The organism is Anaerobacillus sp. ABR4_321 (genome assembly GCF_056158505.1).
The window spans coordinates 1499813-1520215 of the sequence record NZ_JBSWTK010000001.1; the positions used below are offsets into that span (position 1 = coordinate 1499813).

Annotated in this window: 20 protein-coding genes; 15 read left to right on the forward strand and 5 right to left on the reverse strand. The window is 42.8% G+C overall.

What is annotated here, in order from left to right:
• Nucleotides 1–55 precede the first annotated feature (55 nt).
• From ACXADT_RS07820 to ACXADT_RS07830, 3 genes are all read left to right on the forward strand, one after another.
• Entirely contained in the window at nucleotides 56–652 is a 597-nt protein-coding gene (locus ACXADT_RS07820; RefSeq protein ID WP_474834064.1) for a sulfite oxidase-like oxidoreductase, read from the forward strand.
• A 260-nt stretch (nucleotides 653–912) separates the two neighbouring features.
• Entirely contained in the window at nucleotides 913–1602 is a 690-nt protein-coding gene (locus ACXADT_RS07825) for a hypothetical protein (protein ID WP_474834066.1), read from the forward strand.
• 4 nt (nucleotides 1603–1606) lie between these two features.
• Nucleotides 1607–2188: a hypothetical protein gene (locus ACXADT_RS07830; protein WP_474834068.1), complete on the forward strand. Its 582-nt coding sequence runs from the start codon at nucleotides 1607–1609 to the stop codon at nucleotides 2186–2188.
• A 388-nt stretch (nucleotides 2189–2576) separates the two neighbouring features.
• On the opposite strand, the gene ACXADT_RS07835 is transcribed toward ACXADT_RS07830, so the two are convergent.
• The gene (locus ACXADT_RS07835) at nucleotides 2577–3968 is read right to left on the reverse strand and encodes an N-acetylmuramoyl-L-alanine amidase (RefSeq protein ID WP_474834070.1); all 1392 of its coding nucleotides are present in this window, start codon (nucleotides 3966–3968) and stop codon (nucleotides 2577–2579) included.
• A gap of 96 nt (nucleotides 3969–4064) precedes the next feature.
• The gene (locus tag ACXADT_RS07840; RefSeq protein WP_270179848.1) at nucleotides 4065–4649 is read right to left on the reverse strand and encodes a YiiX/YebB-like N1pC/P60 family cysteine hydrolase; all 585 of its coding nucleotides are present in this window, start codon (nucleotides 4647–4649) and stop codon (nucleotides 4065–4067) included.
• Nucleotides 4650–4788: 139 nt separating this feature from the next.
• On the opposite strand from ACXADT_RS07840, the gene ACXADT_RS07845 reads away from it, so the two are divergent.
• The 11 genes from ACXADT_RS07845 (at nucleotide 4789) to ACXADT_RS07895 (ending at nucleotide 17202) form a co-directional block, all read left to right on the forward strand.
• A complete protein-coding gene (locus tag ACXADT_RS07845; protein ID WP_474810693.1) occupies nucleotides 4789–5502 on the forward strand; it encodes a hypothetical protein in 714 nt (237 codons plus the stop codon).
• Between the two features lie 211 nt (nucleotides 5503–5713).
• Complete coding sequence (locus ACXADT_RS07850; RefSeq protein WP_474834072.1) at nucleotides 5714–6403, forward strand: DUF4867 family protein; 690 nt, start codon at nucleotides 5714–5716, stop codon at nucleotides 6401–6403.
• Nucleotides 6396–8177, forward strand: coding sequence for a solute:sodium symporter family transporter (locus tag ACXADT_RS07855; RefSeq protein WP_474834074.1), 1782 nt, complete (start codon nucleotides 6396–6398; stop codon nucleotides 8175–8177). Before ACXADT_RS07850 ends, ACXADT_RS07855 begins: the two co-directional genes overlap by 8 nt.
• A 27-nt stretch (nucleotides 8178–8204) precedes the next feature.
• On the forward strand, nucleotides 8205–10247 hold the full coding sequence (locus tag ACXADT_RS07860) for an alpha-glucosidase (protein ID WP_474834076.1): 2043 nt from the start codon (nucleotides 8205–8207) through the stop codon (nucleotides 10245–10247).
• Between the two features lie 93 nt (nucleotides 10248–10340).
• Nucleotides 10341–11684 (forward strand): sulfoquinovose isomerase, encoded by a 1344-nt coding sequence (gene sftI / locus ACXADT_RS07865; protein ID WP_474834078.1) that lies wholly within the window; start codon nucleotides 10341–10343, stop codon nucleotides 11682–11684.
• A 13-nt stretch (nucleotides 11685–11697) separates the two neighbouring features.
• Nucleotides 11698–12861 carry a diphosphate--fructose-6-phosphate 1-phosphotransferase gene (locus tag ACXADT_RS07870; protein ID WP_474834080.1) on the forward strand — a complete coding sequence of 388 codons (1164 nt, stop codon included), beginning with the start codon at nucleotides 11698–11700 and terminating at the stop codon, nucleotides 12859–12861.
• A complete protein-coding gene (locus tag ACXADT_RS07875; protein WP_270179841.1) occupies nucleotides 12851–13579 on the forward strand; it encodes a GntR family transcriptional regulator in 729 nt (242 codons plus the stop codon). The genes ACXADT_RS07870 and ACXADT_RS07875 overlap by 11 nt, the downstream gene beginning before the upstream one ends.
• A 16-nt stretch (nucleotides 13580–13595) precedes the next feature.
• On the forward strand, nucleotides 13596–14489 hold the full coding sequence (locus tag ACXADT_RS07880) for a class II fructose-bisphosphate aldolase (RefSeq protein ID WP_474834082.1): 894 nt from the start codon (nucleotides 13596–13598) through the stop codon (nucleotides 14487–14489).
• Nucleotides 14490–14505: 16 nt separating this feature from the next.
• Nucleotides 14506–15939: an aldehyde dehydrogenase family protein gene (locus tag ACXADT_RS07885; RefSeq protein WP_474834084.1), complete on the forward strand. Its 1434-nt coding sequence runs from the start codon at nucleotides 14506–14508 to the stop codon at nucleotides 15937–15939.
• 74 nt (nucleotides 15940–16013) lie between these two features.
• Nucleotides 16014–16922: an AEC family transporter gene (locus ACXADT_RS07890; protein ID WP_474834674.1), complete on the forward strand. Its 909-nt coding sequence runs from the start codon at nucleotides 16014–16016 to the stop codon at nucleotides 16920–16922.
• Nucleotides 16923–17061: 139 nt separating this feature from the next.
• Complete coding sequence (locus tag ACXADT_RS07895) at nucleotides 17062–17202, forward strand: hypothetical protein (RefSeq protein ID WP_474834086.1); 141 nt, start codon at nucleotides 17062–17064, stop codon at nucleotides 17200–17202.
• Between the two features lie 32 nt (nucleotides 17203–17234).
• Here the strand turns inward: ACXADT_RS07895 and modB are convergent, their stop codons facing one another.
• Both modB and modA read right to left on the reverse strand, forming a co-directional pair.
• Nucleotides 17235–17897, reverse strand: coding sequence for a molybdate ABC transporter permease subunit (modB, locus tag ACXADT_RS07900; protein ID WP_474834088.1), 663 nt, complete (start codon nucleotides 17895–17897; stop codon nucleotides 17235–17237).
• A gap of 5 nt (nucleotides 17898–17902) precedes the next feature.
• Entirely contained in the window at nucleotides 17903–18646 is a 744-nt protein-coding gene (gene modA / locus ACXADT_RS07905) for a molybdate ABC transporter substrate-binding protein (protein WP_474834090.1), read from the reverse strand.
• A 417-nt stretch (nucleotides 18647–19063) separates the two neighbouring features.
• Here modA and ACXADT_RS07910 point away from each other — a divergent pair, with 417 nt between their 5' ends.
• On the forward strand, nucleotides 19064–19393 hold the full coding sequence (locus tag ACXADT_RS07910) for a hypothetical protein (RefSeq protein WP_270179835.1): 330 nt from the start codon (nucleotides 19064–19066) through the stop codon (nucleotides 19391–19393).
• A gap of 24 nt (nucleotides 19394–19417) precedes the next feature.
• Here ACXADT_RS07910 and ACXADT_RS07915 read toward each other — a convergent pair whose 3' ends face one another.
• A complete protein-coding gene (locus ACXADT_RS07915; protein WP_474834092.1) occupies nucleotides 19418–20245 on the reverse strand; it encodes an alpha/beta fold hydrolase in 828 nt (275 codons plus the stop codon).
• Between the last annotated feature and the right edge of the window lie 158 nt (nucleotides 20246–20403).

Consider the following 20403-nt stretch of genomic DNA (forward strand, 5'->3'; position numbering starts at 1 on the left):
GTGTTTTTGTTATGATAGAAATAGTTGGAAATGCTGAGGATAGGGAGGGTGAAAAATGTACTTTGGGAAGGAAAAAGAGCAGAATGAAGGTCGAGTACCGCCGAATCAGAAGGTAACGTCAGGGTGGCCAGTTCTTCACGTTGGAAATGTTCCTTACTACAACGATGACTTATCGAACTGGAGTTTAGAAATCAAAGGGTTAGTCGAGCGACCGACTGTGCTATCGTTCGAAGAGGTGCTCAAGCTTCAGAGAGTGGAAAAACAGAATGATATCCACTGTGTAACAGGATGGTCGAAGTTTGATAATCGCTGGACAGGCGTTTCGACACGTGTACTAGCAGAACACGTGGGTCTGAAAGAAGAAGCGAAGTTCGTCATGCTCATTGCAGAAGAAGGGTGGACGACGAACCTTCCGATCGAGGACTTTTTGCATGAAACGAGTTTACTCGCTCATTCGCATAACGGTGAGCGGCTGACGCCTGAGCATGGGTATCCTCTGCGAGCAGTGATTCCGCATCTCTACTTCTGGAAAAGCGCGAAGTGGATTAGAGGCATCCGATTTCAATCTGAGAATGAGCAAGGATTTTGGGAGCGGAATGGCTATCATATGTATGGAGATCCATGGAAAGAACAGCGTTTTGCGTGGGACTAAATGTTAGGTATGTCCCAAATAGTAGTCTCTTATTTCAATGTCTAATATAAAGTTTGGCCGCAATTTGTCTCTTTCGTTGCTGTAAATTTAATTTTCTGATTTTTCATTTTTAAAGCCGTTATGTTGCGTCAACAATCAATAGTTATATGTGTAAATATTTATTTTTTGAAAAAAGTAATTATTTTACATGTTATCAGAGGAAGTATATAGTAATATGTAGAATAGTGTTATAAGCAGATAAGTAAAGGGGAATGTTGGGAATGGAGGATTTCTTAAGAGAAAAAGGACTTACTCTGAGTAAAGCTCTTGTGGAAGCACGTTATGATCGCTCATTCTTATTTGATGATATATCAACACTCAATAAAATTGCAAAAGGGTTGCGAAAAGAGTTCCAACAGTATCAAAGAGATGAGAATACCGGAGCATTATTGGTCATTAATCCTAAAATGGAAGCATTTTCAGCGATACAGGCTGATAGAACTTCAGTAGATTGTGAAAATCCTCAATTCAGTAATTTTAAAAACAAGGCAAAAATTGTTTTAGACCAAGTGAGGATGCATCTAGACATTGAGGAATTTTCACGTTTTGGATTGAGGTTCTTTTTCGGAAAACCGTTTCCTAATCATCATTCAGCAGTGGCTGCACTGAAATCTAGTTTTCTGAAAATTGAAGAGCATTCTTTCGGTGGGAATATTGATAATCCTATGATTCAGTTTGTGACTAGCTACAATGATTTCACTGTAAATATCTCTTTGAGAACAGAGACCAATGCCTCGGTTCATGTTAGTCCAAGTGGAGCTTCGCATAGCCAACAAAGCTTACTAGTAATTGACATAGATGTATTTAAAGAGGATTCACTTACAATTGATAATTTCAATGGATTTATGTTAAGTGCAATGGATGCAGCTACTAATAAGCTCATGGCGGTTGAAGAAATGATAGGTGGTTGATTTTATGATGCCCACTAAACAGTTAAAAAAAGATGTTAACATGAGTTCCACTGGTTTTAGAATCAATGATACTGAATTAGGCTTCAATGATGAGAATACAGGGAATGACATGAATACATATGAAGAATCATTTTCTTTTGAAGGACTTTTAAATAAAAATAAGCCAGAAAATTTGGATAGGAGCGGGGATTGGATAATATCCAAACTGAATAAATCCAAGACCTCTGGAGTAGAGAAATATCTTTCAAGGAAGTACTTGATTGAGATGAATGATTTTATGAAAGAGGCAAAAGTTTCGGAGATCACGGTCAATCTTCCGGAAGAAGACGCATATGTTAGAATAGTTAACGATGAAAATGCAGATAAGGAGGAGGTCATACAAATGCTTAATGTTAAATTCTCATTGTATAGGTACTATTCATTTCTTTGGATGATGAGTATCTTAATTATGAGTATTTTTGCCGTTGTTGGTTTTGTAGGCATTTTAGCACCATTCCCCTCACTTTCTGGATTTATAGCAGGTTTAACTGGCATGATAGGTGCATATATAGACTGGAAGGAACGTGATTCTAAAAATGCTACCTAATTTAATTTTGGTTTCTCAGATGCCAGATCCTCAAAAAAACGGTAGTCCGATTAGTAATATGGGTACTGAGCTTGTAAAAAAATCAAACTTAACAAAAGGTATGTATTTTTACCTTATATTCTACGCAATGAACATAGTGTTTGTAGTAATAATGACTGGGACTCCTTGGATGGTTTCCATATTCAAACCTGAGGTGAAACCTCCTATCCCACCTAATCAATTATTCACTGGTTTAATAATACATACTTTATTTGGTATGATTTATTTTATAGCTTTCTCAATACCGGAAGTTAGGGATAGGTGGAAAAGAATCGATAAGCATTAAAAAAACCAATCTAATCAATTTAGAATGGTTTTTTTATTTTGGTGTTTTACCCAACCCGAACGTTTAGATGATGATATCTTTAAGAACTTTATTCAGTTTCTCGATCGCCGTCTCCATGTCTGTGATCGACGATTGAACCATTTTCTTGTATAGCGTTAGGATCATTTCACCATAAGTGGTGCCTGGCACCGCCCATTTCCCATTCAATGCTTGCCACGTTGTAGCAGATCCTCGTTGTACTAATGAGAAGCGAGGGTCTACTAGTTTTTCGCCAGCTGGAATCGGATCTTTTGAGCTGTATGCATAAAGGTGTTGGATGTGTGCGAGTACGCCGTCTGAAGGTGTATCGAACGAAGCTCCTTTTGCTCCTCCACCTGTAGCGCCTATCCCTGCATAGTTGTTTTGTTCTGGCGTCACATCTCCTGTGAAGCGGAAGAAGTTCGTTTCATGTAGAGCTTGAGCGAATGCGATATCTCCTCGAATGCCATAGCGTTTACTGTGTACGAGATAATAAGCGGCGAGTAATGGGGCTTCTGGGTTTACCGACCTAGCATAATTGTTCATATGTGCTGCAGCTAGTTCGCTGTTACCAGCGATCGGATACCCTTTGTCAGGTTCTGGCTCGGGAGGCTCTGGCGGGGGCGGTGGTTCGACTGTACCTTCTGTATAGATGAACGATTCGATCCCGATCGTCTTCAATTTCGCAACGAGATCTTCTGCATTCGATTTCTCAGAAAAGGCACCGACTTGAACGCGGAAGTAAGTGGTTCCCTTGATAACGAGTGATGTGATGAATGAATCGAAACCTTTGGTAGCTAAGAATGCTGCTCTTTCTTCAGCATTTTCTCTTTCTGTGAATGATCCGGCAATGACTTTGTAGAGCGTTCCTGAAGGTGGCGGCGTCTTTTTGGGTAGGTTCAATGCTTTAGCAGTACCTTCTGCAATCGCTGTAGACACATCTTTTATAAAAATTGAATTGTTTAATAGGTTCAGGTCTGTGTCATTGTCTACAAACAAGACTTCAAGTAACAGGGCATTCATTTTTGTTTCGCGTAACACATGGAAGTTCGCGCGTTTCTTTCCTCTGTTCGGGATTTTATATTTATTGAGAATAGTAGAAGCGATGGTATCATGAATAACATTCTGGATTCGAACGGTTTCCGCAGGGACGGTTCTGTTGTAGATGAAGCTTTCAAAACCTCGTCCTCCAGCTGCGTTGTTGTGGATACTAAGATAAAAATCAGCATTCCTTGCATTCGCAAAATCAGTTCTCTGTTTTAGCGAAACCGTTTGATCCGCTGTTCTCGTTAAAATGATATCTACTTCATATCTTGATTCGAGCGTAGCTTTGACGAGTAGAGCGATCGATAGGTTATACGTTTTCTCAAAAAACCCCTTATACGTTGCACCTGAGTCAGACCCCCCATGTCCAGGGTCTATGATGATTCGTTTCAACCTAATCCCTCCATTAACTGTGCATTAATAATAGTATATTATTTCCAATTTTATGCGATTGGACGAAGTGTACAAGTTAGAAGAGAAATAGGCGCATTAAAAACGTAATCGATAGAGAGGCTGAACGTCTGGTGCTTGAGCGATATGCTTAGGGTAAATAAATCCACGTCCATCATCAGGAAAAATAAGACCAGCCTGCTTGTAGCACTCATGGATAAACTCTGAACAAATATAGCGATCATTAGGAATCGAGCGTAAGTCGCCCATCACGACACTTGCGAGTATCTTCAGTATTTCTTCATGATCGTAACGTTTCCCTGATAAGTCCGCTCCCCGTTTCAGCATCGCTTCCGTCTTTTGATTCGTTAAATGCTTTACACCACTATGTCTCGCGAGATAGAGATCTCCCTTGTATGGTGCGCCAGTATTTTTATAGTCTTGTATATAGTGAGAAAGAGGGATGATGCGTACACCGTAACTTTCCACGCTTTCCATCATCATGACGCGATCCATCCATCTGAATAATAGTCCCACATGACTAAAGCGAGAGTTCGAAACTTTTTTTATGATATTACTTACTGGATAACTTCCGCTACATAGTAGAAGATCTGCAGTTATGATCTCTACGCGCGCATCATCATATTTCTTTACTGGTGCGTGCTCAAAACGGTCTGTTGTCATGAACGAAACCCTCCTTCTTAGGTCCATTACTAAGTAGTTGGATAATTTTTCTTGTATCCCTCTTTTTCATGTGAAAATTCAATAAAACAGTTGTCTACGATCGATGCTCACACTATAGTTAAGGGAGGAGGAGAATGATATGGACGTTTTGAAAATCATCGTAATACTTGCCTTTCTGTTTATGACAATCAATATTATTAAGCCGTTCATCGGTTCAGTTACGAGGAAACGAGCTGCGTTATATGCAGGCTTTTGGGTCATTCTTTATTTGCTCGTTTGGGGAGTCCCTGGATTTATGGATTCATCTGAAGAAGTCTCAGGTAAAAAGGATGGAGACGTCGAGCAAGAAGTCCCTAAGCATGAAGAAGAAGTACCTGCTGAGGAAAAAGCGGAAGAAGCGAAGCTCGAAGAAGAGGTCGATTTTGATATCGATTCGATCGAACAAATCATCGATGTTCCAGGTTTACTCGGGCTATCTCGAGAAGAATTTACGAACAAATTAGATAAAGAACTTGAAAACAATACAGAAGACGCAATGGTCATGACGTTTGAAAATGGAGAAGTAACGTTTGAAGAGAATATTGCAAAAGAGATAACGTACTATCCAGAAGGGCTGCAATACCCAGAAGATAATCGCATGTTACTCGCAAGCCTCGGGTTCGATATTAAAGAATTGAAAAAAGGCTCGAATCCCTTCGAAGACCCTGTGACGTTTTATTTGATCGGCGGGTTCTCAGATGTAACGATTTCCGCTGTGGAAGATGAGGGAACAGAAGGGGCGATCGAGAAGATCTATATCAAGAAAGAAATCTATCCAACACCTGTCCCTGATGAAGAGGGCGAAGAAAACTAAGTTTTTATTTGGAATCATAAAAGTTTTATAGTTTAGAAATTGGCGTTCCTAAAAAAAGGAACGTCTTTTTTAATGCCTGCTAATGCTCCATTCAATTCCATTTAAACAATTTTCTAAAAACTGTTGCATTTTTGTATGCGGTTACAATATAATGTGTAAAAGGTTATGATGTTTGCATAAACGTTATTACTAATGAGCGGAGGGATTCGATGTGATTGATGTGTTAGCGGAATTGAATCAGCACCTTGAGTTAGAAAACGTACATAGTGAAGCTTTCATTCCCTATGGAAAAGTCCTTAGTGACTTCCCTTATGATGATGTGGCTCAACATATGGAAAAGACGGTCATTCCTGAAGAAGGGAATCGATATGTTCCATCTCATCCAGATCTAGAGGATGAAGCTCTCAAAAGCTTCGTTGAAAAACGCTATTATGGAGGGATGAAGGTACAAATTGGTTATTGTAATGGAAATAATTCTTCACTTGGGGGTCTTGAGTATCATAAAGGAAGTGAAATTAACGTTGCGATAACCGATTTGGTTCTCTTACTTGGTCATACGAATGATATATTCGACAATAGTTACAACGTAAAGAAAATCAAGGCATTCTTTGTTCCAGCAGGTTCTACAATTGAAATGTATCAGACCACACTGCACCTTGCGCCTTGTAAAGTAAGCGAAGCTGGGTTTAAATGTGCGGTGATTCTACCAGAGGGAACGAATACGCCGTTAGATGATGATGAAAAAGGATATGATCCTCTGCTTTTTATGAGAAATAAATGGCTTCTTGCACATAAAGAACATGAGCGCTTCATGAAACTAGGAGCACATAACGGAATTGTTGGTGAAAACATCACGGTTGCATATCCGAGTAAAGAACAAAGGAGGAAGTTGAATGTCTAGTATCACCTTTACACTTGTCTCATGCGTTTTCTTCATGGCACTCGTAGCCTGGGTTTCCTATTTGAAAACTAGAAATTCAGTCAATGATTCAGATGGGTACTTTCTAGCTGGTCGCGGACTTACAGGAGGCTTCATCGCTGGTTCACTCTTATTAACAAACTTATCAGCGGAGCAGCTCATCGGGCTGAATGGACAAGCTTACCGAACGAACTTATCCAACATGGCCTGGGAAGTCACTGCTGCATTTGCAATTGTCATTATGGCTCTCATATTATTACCTAGATACCTTGGCGGTGCTTTCTCCACACTTCCTGAATTTTTAAGTAAACGTTATGATGAAAGCGTTCGCAGGTATACGGTGATTCTGTTTATGCTAGGATACGTATTTGTCACGATTCCATCTGTTTTATACTCTGGTGCTCTTGCTATTCTTAGATTGTTCGACGTGCCATCATTATTTGGCATCTCATTTGAATCATCGGTTTGGCTCGTTATTTGGGTGATCGGAATTATTGGCGCGTTATACGCGATCTTTGGCGGGCTAAAAGCAGTTGCTGTTTCTGATACATTGAATGGAATCGGACTTCTATTCATCGGCTTAATCGTTCCTGTTTTAGGGTTCTTCGCACTAGGCGATGGCGATTTTCTAAAAGGAATGAAGACGATCGCTACAGAAAGTCCTGAAAAGCTAAACTCAATTGGCTCGAGTACAGACTCCGTTCCGTTCTCTGCGATTTTTACCGGTATGATCTTTATGAACATGTTCTACTGGGGCACGAACCAGTACGTTATCCAGCGGACGCTTGGGGCAAAGAACCTTGCTGAAGGACAAAAAGGTGTTTTGCTGTCAGGCTTCTATAAGTTGACTGTTCCGTTCATGATGATGATCCCTGGTGTTATTGCTTTTCATCTATACGGCAGTTCGATGGATCCTGTCGATCTCGCTTATCCGACCGTCGTATCAAACTTACTACCAACATTCATGTCTGGTTTGTTCCTTGCTGTTCTTCTCGGAGCAGTATTCTCAAGCTTTAACTCACTTCTAAATAGTGCAGCAACCATGTTTGCACTCGATGTGTATAAAGCAGGAATCAACAAAAACGCAACTGACCGTCAATTGATCAACGTGAGTAAATATTTTGGAAGCGTTCTCGCGCTCATTTCGTTCTTCATCGCGCCGATGTTGATGAACGCTCCAGATGGTCTTTGGGACCTCATCCGCCGCTTTACTGGATTCTTTAACATTCCGATTATCGCTATCGTTCTGGTCGGTATCGTTTCAAAACGAATACCAGCGCTCGGTGCGAAGATAGCAATTATCTTCCACGTCGTCACGTACTATATGCTCGTATGGGGCTTAACACAGATGTTTGGTATTGAGATCACCATGAACTTCATCCACATTTCAGCAATTCTCTTTGTGATCGAAGTGGCAATCATGATGGTAGTAGGTCAAATTCGCCCGCTAAAAGAGGCCTATCAGTTCCGAGCGAATCCGAAAGTAGATATGGTGCCTTGGAAATATACGATGCCGGTTGCGGTCGTTCTTATCAGTCTTGTTGTGATGGTATACATTCTGTTTTCACCGATCGGCGTTGCGTATGCAGGAGGAATCGCGTCCGGATGGTTCTGGCCAGCCATGCTAGGAACAACGTTAGCAGGGGCCCTTTGCTACGTACTTGCGCTCAAATCATGGAACAAGAAATATTCGAGTTATGTAACGCGGAAGCACAATGAAGCCGTTGAAGTAGATAAGAAGTTTAGAAGTGCTTAAATCACTATGTTGTAGGAGGCGTTTATTTTGAAAACAAAAGAGGCTCAAAAATTATTTGAAGTGAACCAGAATGGAGAAGAATTCGACGTACAACTAGACGGTCGTTTATTGTTTAAGCACTCTCCAGCAAAACCTTTCATCTTTGTAGGGAGTGGCGAAGAGACGATCGATATGTATAGAGGGAATTTCAAAATAAAAGATTACGTGGTTGAGAGAGTAGCGCTTCGATATGCAACTGTAAGACATGAGGGAGAAACGTGTAGGATTTCGTTCCGTCACTTCTCACATGATCACGAGCTTCTAACGATGGTCCTAAAAAAAGATGGAGAAGGTCTGCGGGTTTCATTCGAACTCGTTGACCCCCTCTTCAATCGTTTCTGGGTACGTGTCGCGGCAGATGCAGAAGAGAAAGTTTATGGTTGTGGAGAGCAGTTATCTTACTTCAACTTGCGTGGAAAGAACTTTCCGCTTTGGACATCAGAGCCGGGTGTTGGTCGTAACAAGTCTACGTACACCACATGGCAAGCAGACGTGAAGGATCAAGCGGGTGGAGATTATTACAATACTAACTACCCTCAGCCAACCTATGTATCTACTAATAAATATTTTTGTCATGTAGAGACAACTGCCTTCGCAGATTTTGATTTTCAGCGTGATGATTTCCACGAGCTTCATATTTGGGAAGCACCTGCATCGATTCTTTTTGAAACAGGTGAGTCGTATAAACGTTTAGTAGAAAAGCTAACGGCTCGTCTTGGAAGACAGCCGGAGCTTCCTGACTGGACGTTCGATGGCATCTGGCTTGGTATGCAAGGTGGCACGGAAATCGTTCAAAACAAAATTGATCGTGCACTAGAAAAAGGAATGAAGATCGGTGCTCTTTGGTGTCAAGATTGGCAAGGGAAACGGGAGACGTCATTTGGCAAGCGACTGATGTGGAACTGGAAGTGGAACCCTGAAATGTATCCAGAACTCGATCAAAAAATTAAAGAGTGGAAGCAGCAAGGGATCAAGTTCCTTGGCTATATCAATCCATACGTTGCAGTTGAAGGACATCTTTATAAAGAAGCCTATGAAAGAGGGTATCTTGCAACAGCGCTAGATGGAAGCGATTATGTTGTAGACTTCGGTGAATTCGACTGTGGAGTCGTCGATTTTACAAACGACGAAGCGTGCGAATGGTATCAAAACGTTATTAAAGAAAACATGATCGACTTTGGAATGGATGGCTGGATGGCTGACTTCGGTGAGTATCTTCCGACAGACCTGAAGCTTCATAGTGGCGAGTCCGCGACGATGATGCATAACGCATGGCCAGTCATGTGGGCAAAAATCAACCATGATGCAGTGAAAAAAGCAGGTCGCTGGGGAGATATCGTATACTTCATGCGTGCAGGTTATTCCGGTACGCAGGGGTATTGTCCACTTCTATGGGCAGGAGATCAAAGCGTAGATTGGAGTCTTGATGATGGTCTCGCATCTGTTATTCCTGCAGCGCTATCTGCTGGGATGAGCGGTAACGGTGTTCATCACAGTGATATCGGCGGATACACGAGTCTTCACGGCAACAAACGGAACAAAGAGCTTCTCCTTAGGTGGGTCGATATGGCGGCATTCACACCAGTTATGCGTTCTCATGAAGGGAATCGTCCGGATGATTGCTGTCAGTATGACCATGACGAGGAAACGCTGAATCACTTTGTGAAGATGACGAATGTATTCACGACGTTAAAGCCTTACTTAAAAGCACTAACAAAAGAAAATGCGGAAAAAGGTATTCCGATGCAGCGTCCATTGTTTATGGAGTATGAACATGACGAGAAAACGTATGACATTAAGTATCAGTACATGCTAGGGGCTGACCTTGTAGTTGCACCGGTATACGAAGAAGGAAAAGAAACGTGGAGTGTCTACCTTCCTGAAGACGAGTGGGTACACTTTTGGAGTGGGAAAGAGACGAATGGTGGCACGATTGAAGTAGACGCACCACTCGGTGAAACGCCAGTTTTTTATCGTAAAAACTCTACGTACGCAGATCTTTTCAAAAAAGCTGCCGAAAATAAAATATGAAATAGAATAATAAAAGGTAATAACCTATTTTAAAAGGTTATTACTTATGATACAGTGTAGGTAACGAACAGCGTAGAAAGGTTGTGACCAATCGTGCCAAAAACGAGCATTTTGTATGTACCGATCGGAAGAAAAACATTTGATCTTGAAGCGGGGGAAGTTCAGAGAAAGAAAAGCTCTGAATTTCTCCATAATGTAACAGAGAATGTCATTGAACCTGATGAGATCATCACTTCTCCAGAGGACCTTGATGCGTTTCTTGATACCGTTAACAATGACGAAATTATCGCAAGTATTTATCAGAGCGTTACGTTTGCAGATGGGGAATTTGTTGAAGCACTCATTAAGAAGGTTGACGCGCCAGTTGTCGTTTGGTCAGTAAGAGAGCCGAGCGTTGGCGGAAGGTTACGATTGAATTCACTAACTGGCGGCAATAGCACGAGTCATGTTCTTAGGTGTGCGAGCCACCCGTTCAGTTTTGTATTTGGAAATGCAGACGAAGCACAGGTTCAAAAGCGCTTGAAGATTCAACTCAAAGTCCAAAAGGTGATCGAAGACCTCAAAGGACTACGAATCGGTGTAATCGGAGAACATCCTCCAGGCTTTTTCTTCTCAGGAACAGATGAAGAAGCTCTTCATAAGCAGTTAGGAGTCACCGTGAAGAATTTTGACCTTAACAAAGCGTTTGAAGAGTGTGTGAAGCTTCCACGTGAAAAATGGGAAGGTGCAATCGAACGAGCAGAACAGCAGGTCATCGGACTGAATCGTAATGAGGAGACGGTACAGCGTTTCGCTCAGTTTACTACATACGTTCAGGAACAAATCGATGAAGCAGACGTTTCTGCCCTTGCTATTCGCTGTTGGCCAGACTTTTTCAACGAACTCGGGGCTGCAGCATGCTCGACACTGTCTCAATTTACAGAAGATGGTGTGGTGTCGTCGTGTGAGTCAGACATTCACGGCTCTGTCTCCATGTTCATCCTGCAACAGCTAACAGGTAGCGCACCATACCTTGGAGACATGGTACACGTGAATGAAGCGAGTAATTCTGTTGTGTTCTGGCACTGCGGAGCAGGAGCTTATTCACTCGCACATCCTGATCAAGGGGCAAAACCTGGTGTACATCCAAACCGTAAGCTTGGTTTCACGATGGAGTTTGGATTGAAGCCAGGGCGCGTGACGATGTTCCGAGTAGGGTATACGCCTGAGGGATACCGTCTTCTCGTGATGCGAGGAAATGCGCTCGATACACCACAGCGTTTTAACGGAACGTCAGTGGAAGTTGAACTTGAAACAGATATTAACGACACGTTGTACGGTTTGATGGAAGAAGGTTTCGAACCGCACTATGCGATCGTTTACGATGACGTGGCTGAGGAGCTAGTCGAGTTAGGTAAACAGCTAGGACTAGAGACCACTGTCTATACAAAGAACTGAAGGAGTGGGGTGCATGAAGAAGGTCGCTGTTGGCCAGGCGGGGGGACCTACGGCCGTAATTAATGCTACTCTCGCAGGGTTTGTTAAAGAGCTTGAACGCGATCACGCCCTGCTTTTTATCAAGAATGGCTATGAAGGATTGGCAGAAGGCAGCTACTTTGGAGGCGATGATGAAACGGTGAGGAGCATTTCTCTTCATCGAGATGTTCCAGGTGCGTGTCTCGGATCAGGCCGCTATCCTCTCACTGTCGAGCATATTGAAAACGGTGTTCGTCGACTTAAAAAAGAAGGCGTTGATGCGCTTGTCTTTATTGGTGGAAACGGCACGATGGAAGCACTGAAAAAAGTCGATAGAGAAGCGAAAAAACAGAATTATCCCTTACAAGTCCTGGGGCTTCCGAAAACGGTCGACAATGATCTTGGTGAAACCGATCACGCACCTGGATTTGGAAGCTCAGCCAGATATGTTGCGCAGGCAACGAGAGATATGAGCCGCGACCTCGCATCGATGAAGAACTTTGAGAAAGTTCGCGTGCTCGAAACGATGGGGAGAAATGCTGGATGGCTAGCAGCAGCCTCAGGTCTTCTTCAAAAATACGAAGAGGATGGACCACATGTTATCGCGATTCCAGAACGGCCACTTGAGCGAGAGGCTCTATTGGAAGGAGTCACGAGCGCCCTCAGTCGTTATGGTCATGCGACTGTTGTTGTGAGTGAAGGTGTTACGTGGAGTCAGGGCACACAGGTGCAACGGGAAATCGTTGATGGGAGACCAGTTCTTGGTGGAATTTCAAATGACATTGCCGCTTATTTAAAAAAAGAGTGCAACGTCATGACGAGAGCAGAGCTTTTAGGAATGAATCAGCGCAGTTTTTCAGCTGTTGTATCTGACATCGATCGTGAAGAAGCTTATACTGTAGGTAGAGTTGGTGCAGAATGGATTCGTGATGGGTTATCGAATGTTATGGTTTCCATCACTCGTCATTCCCACCATCGATATGCTGCTCGCATGATTCCTGTTCAGCTCGAAGCTGTTGTAAAAGCAGGTGAACGCGTGATGCCTGAGCAGTTCATACAAAATCGAAAGCTGTACTATGAGTGGTTGAAACCGCTGATAGGAGAGGATGTGTCAGTCTATCCTCCACCGCTAAAAGGAGACGAAGTGTATGTCGAATGAACAGTTTACTAAAGGTGAAGCCCTCTACCTACAAATAAAAGATATCTTGATCGATCGGATTCAAAGCGGAGCATGGAAAGCGAATGAATTGATCCCAACCGAACAAGAATTAATAAAAGAATTTGGTGTCAGTCGGACAACGATCCGTCAGGCAATCACCGTTCTTGTACAAAATGGTCTTCTAGAGAAGAAACAGGGCAGGGGTACAGTTGTTAAACCTCAACAGCTCGTTGGTAACCTCGGCCAGCTAAAAGGATTTGCAGAAGAAGTAATGGATCGAGGTTCTGTTCCAAGATCAAAATTGATTCGAGCAGAGTTTAAAACGAATCTTTACCATGAAAAAGAAATGCTGCAAGTACCAGAAGATGCTCCTATCCTTTTAATTGAGAGAATCCGTTTTTCCGATGATACCCCGGTTGCACTCGAGCGTAGCTGCTGGCCGGAAGAAATCGGCCAACTCTTAATGAAGCATGACTTGAATGAAGCAAAGTACTATGAAATTTTAGAGAACGATCAAATCTATTTGAATCGTGCGAACGAACGTATCGCTGCGATGAACGCGACGATCGATGAAGCAGATTTGCTTGCGATTCGACCTGGAGAGGCGTTACTAGAAATGACACGACTCAGTTATGGGCTGAATGATCATCCCATGGAATACACAAGAACAAAATATAGAAGCGATCAGTACCACTACCATATTGAACTGAAACGATAAGAAGGGAGCATATCACATGCCATTTATTGATGGAAAAACGATGCTTGACCATGCTTTTCAAAACGGGTACGGAGTAGGTGCCTTCAGTGCACATAACGCAGAGACTGTCGTCGCGATATTGGAGGCGGCAGAAGAGGAAAAAGCCCCGATCATGATTCAGGTCGGGCAAAAGGTTATCCAAACACTTGGAATGGAAGCATTAAAAGCTCTGATCGACACGTATGAAAAAAATTACACCGTTCCAGTAGCAATCCACCTCGATCACAGTCGTCAGTTCGAACAAACGATGCAAGCCGTTCAAATGGGCTTTCAATCTGTGATGTTCGACGGTTCAGGTCTTTCGTTTGAAGAAAACACCGCTACTACGAAAAAAGTGGTGGATATCGCAAGAGCCCTAGGAATTGGATCAGAAGGTGAAATCGGTAAGATCGGTGGAACTGAGGATGACATCACGGTTGATGAAAAAGATGCACTCATTACAACGACCGAAGAGGCTGTTGCATTTGTTGAAGCAACAGATGTGGACTATCTAGCTGTATCAATCGGAACGGCCCATGGTATCTACAAACAAACACCGAACCTTCGCTTTGATCGTTTAAAGGAAATTGTTGAGGCGGTTAAACGTCCGGTTGTTCTTCACGGTGGTTCTGATGTTCCTGATGAACAGGTACAGCGTGCCATCTCACTTGGAATCGCAAAAATAAATGTTGATACGGAACTCCGTCAGGCATTTACAAGAGGTGTGCAAGAAGCATTTGCTGAGAACCCTGACGATATCGTACTTGCAAGTTCCCTTGGCCGAGGTCGAGAGAGAATGAAGGAAAAAGTTCAAGAGAAGATCCGTGTATTTGGTAGCCAGAACAAAGCAGAAGAACTTTTAATAAACAAAAAGGTCATTACCATTTCTTGAGGAGGATGATGAATCGATGAGCACACAAACTTCAGTACGTACATATGGCTTGTATATTAATGGCGAATGGCGAGAAAAAACACAGACAGATGATGTATTAAATAAATACACGCAAGAAGTTACCGCAAAAACAGCTGCAGCAGAAGAACAGGACGTTAACGACGCAGTCCAGGCAGCTAAAAAAGCTTTGAAAACCCCTTTTTCACCATATGACCGCTATACTGTATTGATCAAGGCAGCCGCAACCTTACGTGCTCGTCAGGATGAGCTTGGTGAAGTGCTCGCTAAAGAAGTAGGGAAACCGTTTGCTGAGTGTAAAGGTGAAGTCGGACGTGCGGCACTTACGCTTGAAGTATCTGCAGAAGAAGCAAAGCGTATCCACGGTGAAGGGGTTCCGGTTGAAGCAGCTCCTGGCTCTGAACAACGTCAGGCATTTACAAGACGTTTTCCAATCGGTGTCGTAGCGGCTATCACGCCGTTTAACGTTCCTCTTAATCTAGTTTGTCACAAAATCGGTCCAGCGATTGCGGCAGGAAACAGCGTGGTTCTAAAGCCAGCAGAAGTGACCCCAGTGAGTGCAATTCTCTTAACTGAAATCATGGAAGAAGCAGGTCTTCCTGCTGGTAGATTAAACCTTGTAACAGGTGAAGGTTCGACTGTCGGTGAATGGTTGATCGCAAACCAAGACGTGAACATGTTTACATTCACAGGAAGTCCACGTGTAGGACAGTACATTCGGGAGAAAGCAGGACTTCGTAATGTCTCACTCGAGCTTGGTAACAACTCGGCGACGATTGTTCACCACGATGCTGACATCGAAACGGCAGCAACGCTAGCAGCACAGAAGAGTTTCAACAACGCGGGTCAAGTTTGTATCTCTGTTCAGCGTGTGTATGTTCATGAGGATTGTTACGAAGCATTTCTGAACAAAATGAAGGAAGTTACGGAAGGGTTGGTCCTCGGTGACCCAATGGATGAGGCAACGGATATCGGTCCGATGATCGCAGAGCGTGAAGCGATACGTGTTGAAGGATGGGTGAACGAAGCGGTTGAGCAAGGCGCATCAGTCGAAACCGGTGGAAAACGAGACGGGGTCTTCTATCAACCTACGATCCTCACAAACGTGAACGATGATATGAAAGTTTGTCGTCAAGAGGTCTTCGGTCCAGTGGTTGCTGTGAGTACGTACAAGTCAGAGGACGAAGTAATCGCTCGTGTAAACGATTCGGAGTACGGTCTTCAAGCAGGTCTATTCACAAACGATTTAGCATTCACCCTAAAAGCGATCAATGAGATTCACGTTGGCGGACTAATTATCAACGATACCTCAGGATACCGGGTTGATCATATGCCATACGGTGGTGTTAAGAAAAGTGGAACTGGAAAAGAGGGACCACGTTACGCAATCGAAGAAATGACAGAAGAAAAAATCGTCGTGTTTAACGGGTAGAAAGGAAAGGGATCCATCATTTTGGATCCCTTTTTATCAGTAGTGGATGCGTTACAAGGTGAAGGAGAATGAGTATGTCGATCATCACGATTTTGTTACCGATCTTTTTTGTGTTTGGTGTTGGGTATGTTGCGCAGCGTTTTCTGCAACTTGAGACGAAAGTATTATCCAGACTCGCGCTTTATGTCCTCGTACCAATCTTAGTGTTTCGAACGTTTTATGAGCAGGAAATCGACTCGTCTTATGGATATCTTTCACTCTATATGCTCGGACTCTGTTTTGCATTGATCGCAATCGTTAGTATTCTATCGAAAATCTATCGCTTCACAGAATCTGAGCGTTGTGGACTTGTCCTATCGAGCGCTTTTATGAACAACGGAAACTACGGAACCCCACTTATCCTGTTTTTATTTGGAGCAGTTGCAATGGAAACGGCCATTGTATTAATGGTTCTACAGCAGCTACTGATGAGTACGCTCGGCGTTTATTATGCTGCGAAAGGTAGCCCGGATCATGATGGATTCAAGGCAGCGCTTCGAGCAGTGCGGCGAATGCCGATGGTGTATGGCGCAATCGTTGGGATACTGTTTCAATGGTTAAACGTTCCGCTTGGCACAATTGCAGGCGGGGTAGACTTGATTGCGGATGCTGCAATTCCAGTCATCATGGTAACGCTCGGTATGCAACTTCGTAATATCACCGTGAAATCGATCGACTGGCGAAAGCTATCGACCGCCCTTTCTCTAAAACTAATGATCGCACCGGTCATCGCAACAGGAATCGTCCTACTGATGCCTGTGGATACAATGACAAAACAGATCATGATCATCATGGCAGCGACACCAACTGCTGCAAACACAACGATGTATGCGATCCAATTCCAAACTGAACCTCAGAATGTCTCGAGTGCCACGTTAGTTTCAACCTTATCGAGTCTCGTGACAATGCCAGTGGTGATTTATTTAGCTACAACTTTAATGTAGGGGCGTTCCTAAACCAAGGAACGTCTTTTTATTTAGGACGATCTTAAATTGGAAGTAAAAAGTTGAGTGTAGAAAAGAGGGGATTTGTAAAAGATATGGAAGATTAACGTGTACTGATAAAACGCAAGGAGGCGATTGAATGAACGACAAACCAATCCATTATGATGGTAGCTCTGTTCTTCCCTCTAATTCGTCCGTTGGCGAAATCAAGCCACCATTCAAACTTACAGATGATACAAGAAAAGTGATCAGCGGTAATCCATTTCACAAGCAGAAATAAGTAAAAAAGGTGACGGGTGCCCGTCACCTTTTTTATGTCCTCGCGCTTACGCGGTAGCTAAGTAACAGCATCACCATCGAGATCAGAATTGTAATCGCGACCCATGACCATGCTAATCCCATTTTTCCAGAATCGATGGCCACGTAGATCGCTGTCGGCATCGTCTGAGTTTTACCAGGCAGGTTACCTGCGAACATCAGTGTTGCCCCAAATTCTCCTAAAGCCCTAGCGAAGCTAAGAATGACCCCTGATAGCAGTGCGTTCAATGAGAGCGGAAGAGAAATGTACCATAGCACCTTCCATCTCCCACCTCCGTCAACCCTTGCAGCATCCTCTAAATTCGAATCGATGGCTTCAAAACCAATTCGTGCCGTTTGATACATGAGTGGAAACGCCACGACACTTGACGCTAGAACGCCAGCTTGCCAGGTAAAGACGAGCGGATGGTGAAAGATTGCCTCAATCCATCTGCCAACGGGACTGCTTGCTCCAAATCCAATTAACAGGAGAAACCCAACAACTGACGGAGGCAGGACGAGGGGAAGCATGAGCAGTGTATCGACTATACTTTTTCCTCGAAACGTTCGGTTCGCCATAAAACGACTAACGGCTACGCCAAGAATCGTGACGATGATCGTTGAGACAGTCGCAATTTTTAATGAAATAAGGATAGGATCGATAAAAGAAGAGGGCACGTGAATCACTCGTTTCGTTTAAATCCATAGTCTTCAAATATTTGCATCGCTTGCTCACTTTTTAAATAGGTGAAGAATGCTTGAGCAGCTTTCGGTGCATCTTTCACAACACCAGCAGGATACGTGATCGGTGGAACGTGTTCTTGCGGTACTTCAGAAACAATCTTAACATCCTTTGAAACCTTGTGGTCGCTACTATAGACGATTCCTGATTCGGCATTGCCTGTTTCTATATATGTAAGAACTTGTCTAACATCTTTTCCGTAGACTAGCTTTTCCTCTAGGTCGTTCCAAATCCCCATCGATGTGAAGGCTTCTTTTGCATATGCACCTGCAGGGACCGTTTCAGGTGTCCCAATCGCGATTCTCTTCGTTTCTGAAGAGAAAAGGTCATCCCATTTTGTAATCGGTGAATTCTTTTTAGAAATAAGGACTAAAGAGTTGCTTAAAAGTTCTGTTCGATAGGAAGAGTCAATGTCATCTTCAACCGCATTGAAATGTTCGCTTGAGGCAGAAACAAACACATCGATTGGCGCTTCTTGTTTGATCTGATTCGCTAATACCCCTGAAGAAGCAACGTGTAGGGAGATATCAATGTCATTTGTCTTCTCATATGTTTCGATCACTTCTTCCATCGCATCACTTAAACTGGAAGCAGCAGCGATCGTAATCGTTTCTTCTGAATTCTGATTCGATTGACACCCGGCGAGAATAAGGAAAGTAATCGCTAGTAAAATACGGAACGACATATGTGAAAATCCCCTCAATTAATCTTTCATTTATTATAGCGAAAAAATCTTTTGTTTGTGTTATATCATTTTTCAATGGAAGATGGTAGATTTATGTCTTGGAGAGATAAATCTACCATCTTTGAGCTAATGGGGGAAATGGATGAGTTTAGCAATTTTATTTCGTCATTTCCTTGGAAATATTGACGAATTATATAAGAAAATACCGAATAGCTAGTGCTTAATTGTAAGATAACTACTAAAATGGAAATAAGAACAATTCGATGGTTTAACGCATGTTATGTTTCTAATTCTACCTCTAGCTCCTACATATTTCATGATAAAATAGATGAATGTAGACAAAGAAGGCAGGATGAACGACGGTTAAATCGAATTAGTTTATATGACTCAGCTTCCGAATACGAGAGAGGGAATAGAATGAAACAAAAACGCATGTTTAGACTGGCACTAGCTGGTAGTGTTTTGAGTGTCATTGCAGCAGTGCTTTCCAGATTCGATATTATACCTCTATTTCACTTACAAGATCTTTCATCTATAATCGCGTTTCTTTTTCCTATTGTGGCGATCAGCGGTTGCTATCTCGTGAGGTCACGTCCGATCGTCGGGGGATTCTGTTTGCTAGTTTCTGCAGTAGGAGGCATTATCTTTTTATCCGTCTTTTATATTATACCTGCTGCGTTTTTAATCACTTCAGGATTTTTGAGTATCCTTCTTAAAGACGAAACACAATTAGTTACAGACAAGTAACCGCTCCAACTTATGGAGCGGTATTTATTTTGCCAAAAACAATCGGATGGCATCTGCGGTTTTCTCAGGATGCTCTTCTGATATGAGATGGCCTGTATGTGGAAAAACGAGTAGTTCAGCATCAGGTAAATCCTTTTTCATTCGTTCACCTACACGCAAAGGGACGAGACGATCATCTTCACCCCAAATGAGCAGGATTGGAAAATTGATCTTATTAAGCGTACTCGTAGACAGATCTTCTTCACGTTCTCGAACCAATTTGGCAAGGGCATTGTAAAATCCTTTTTCACTAAAACTCGTTGTATACCCATCGATCACCTCTTGCGTGAGGAGCTTATGGTCATAGACAAGGTGTTGAAAGTTCTTTTGGATGTTGATCGAACTCATGCCGATACTGAGGCAAAAAGGGAAAAAAGGGAGATACGAGCACAGTCTCAGTGGCAGCGATGACGATTTAATGTAGCTTGAGCTGCAGAGAAGAATAAGCTTTTTAACCCGTTCTGGGTGTTGGATGCATGTACGAAGTGCGATTTGCCCACCCATGGAATGACCGATCAAAATGGCTTTCTCGATGTTGAACCTTTCCAACAAGTCATTTGCAAGGCTCGCGTATTCATGAAGCGAGTAGTGGATCGAACTGATTTTCTCGCTTTCACCGAACCCTGGTAAATCAAAGCAGAGAAGGTTGAAATCCGTATAGAGGAGAGGAAAGAGTTTTCGAAAGCTAAATGAACATGAAAGAAAGCCGTGGATGAACACGAGCGTGTCTGCATCTGGCTTATTCGCGCGATAAAACTCATACGAAATCGTCACATTTTGTATATCGATCGTTTCTTTAGACTGTACGAACATGTTCCCTCGTCCTCCCTCCTATATATACTCTGTATCATAAGTTTGGCTTAAAAGAGAGCTGATTATGAGCAAAAAAAAGACGAAGCATACGCTTCGTCATCAATAAGGGGGAATATAGATAGCTTAATAATACTGTTATAGCCATTTACGCCGTCTTT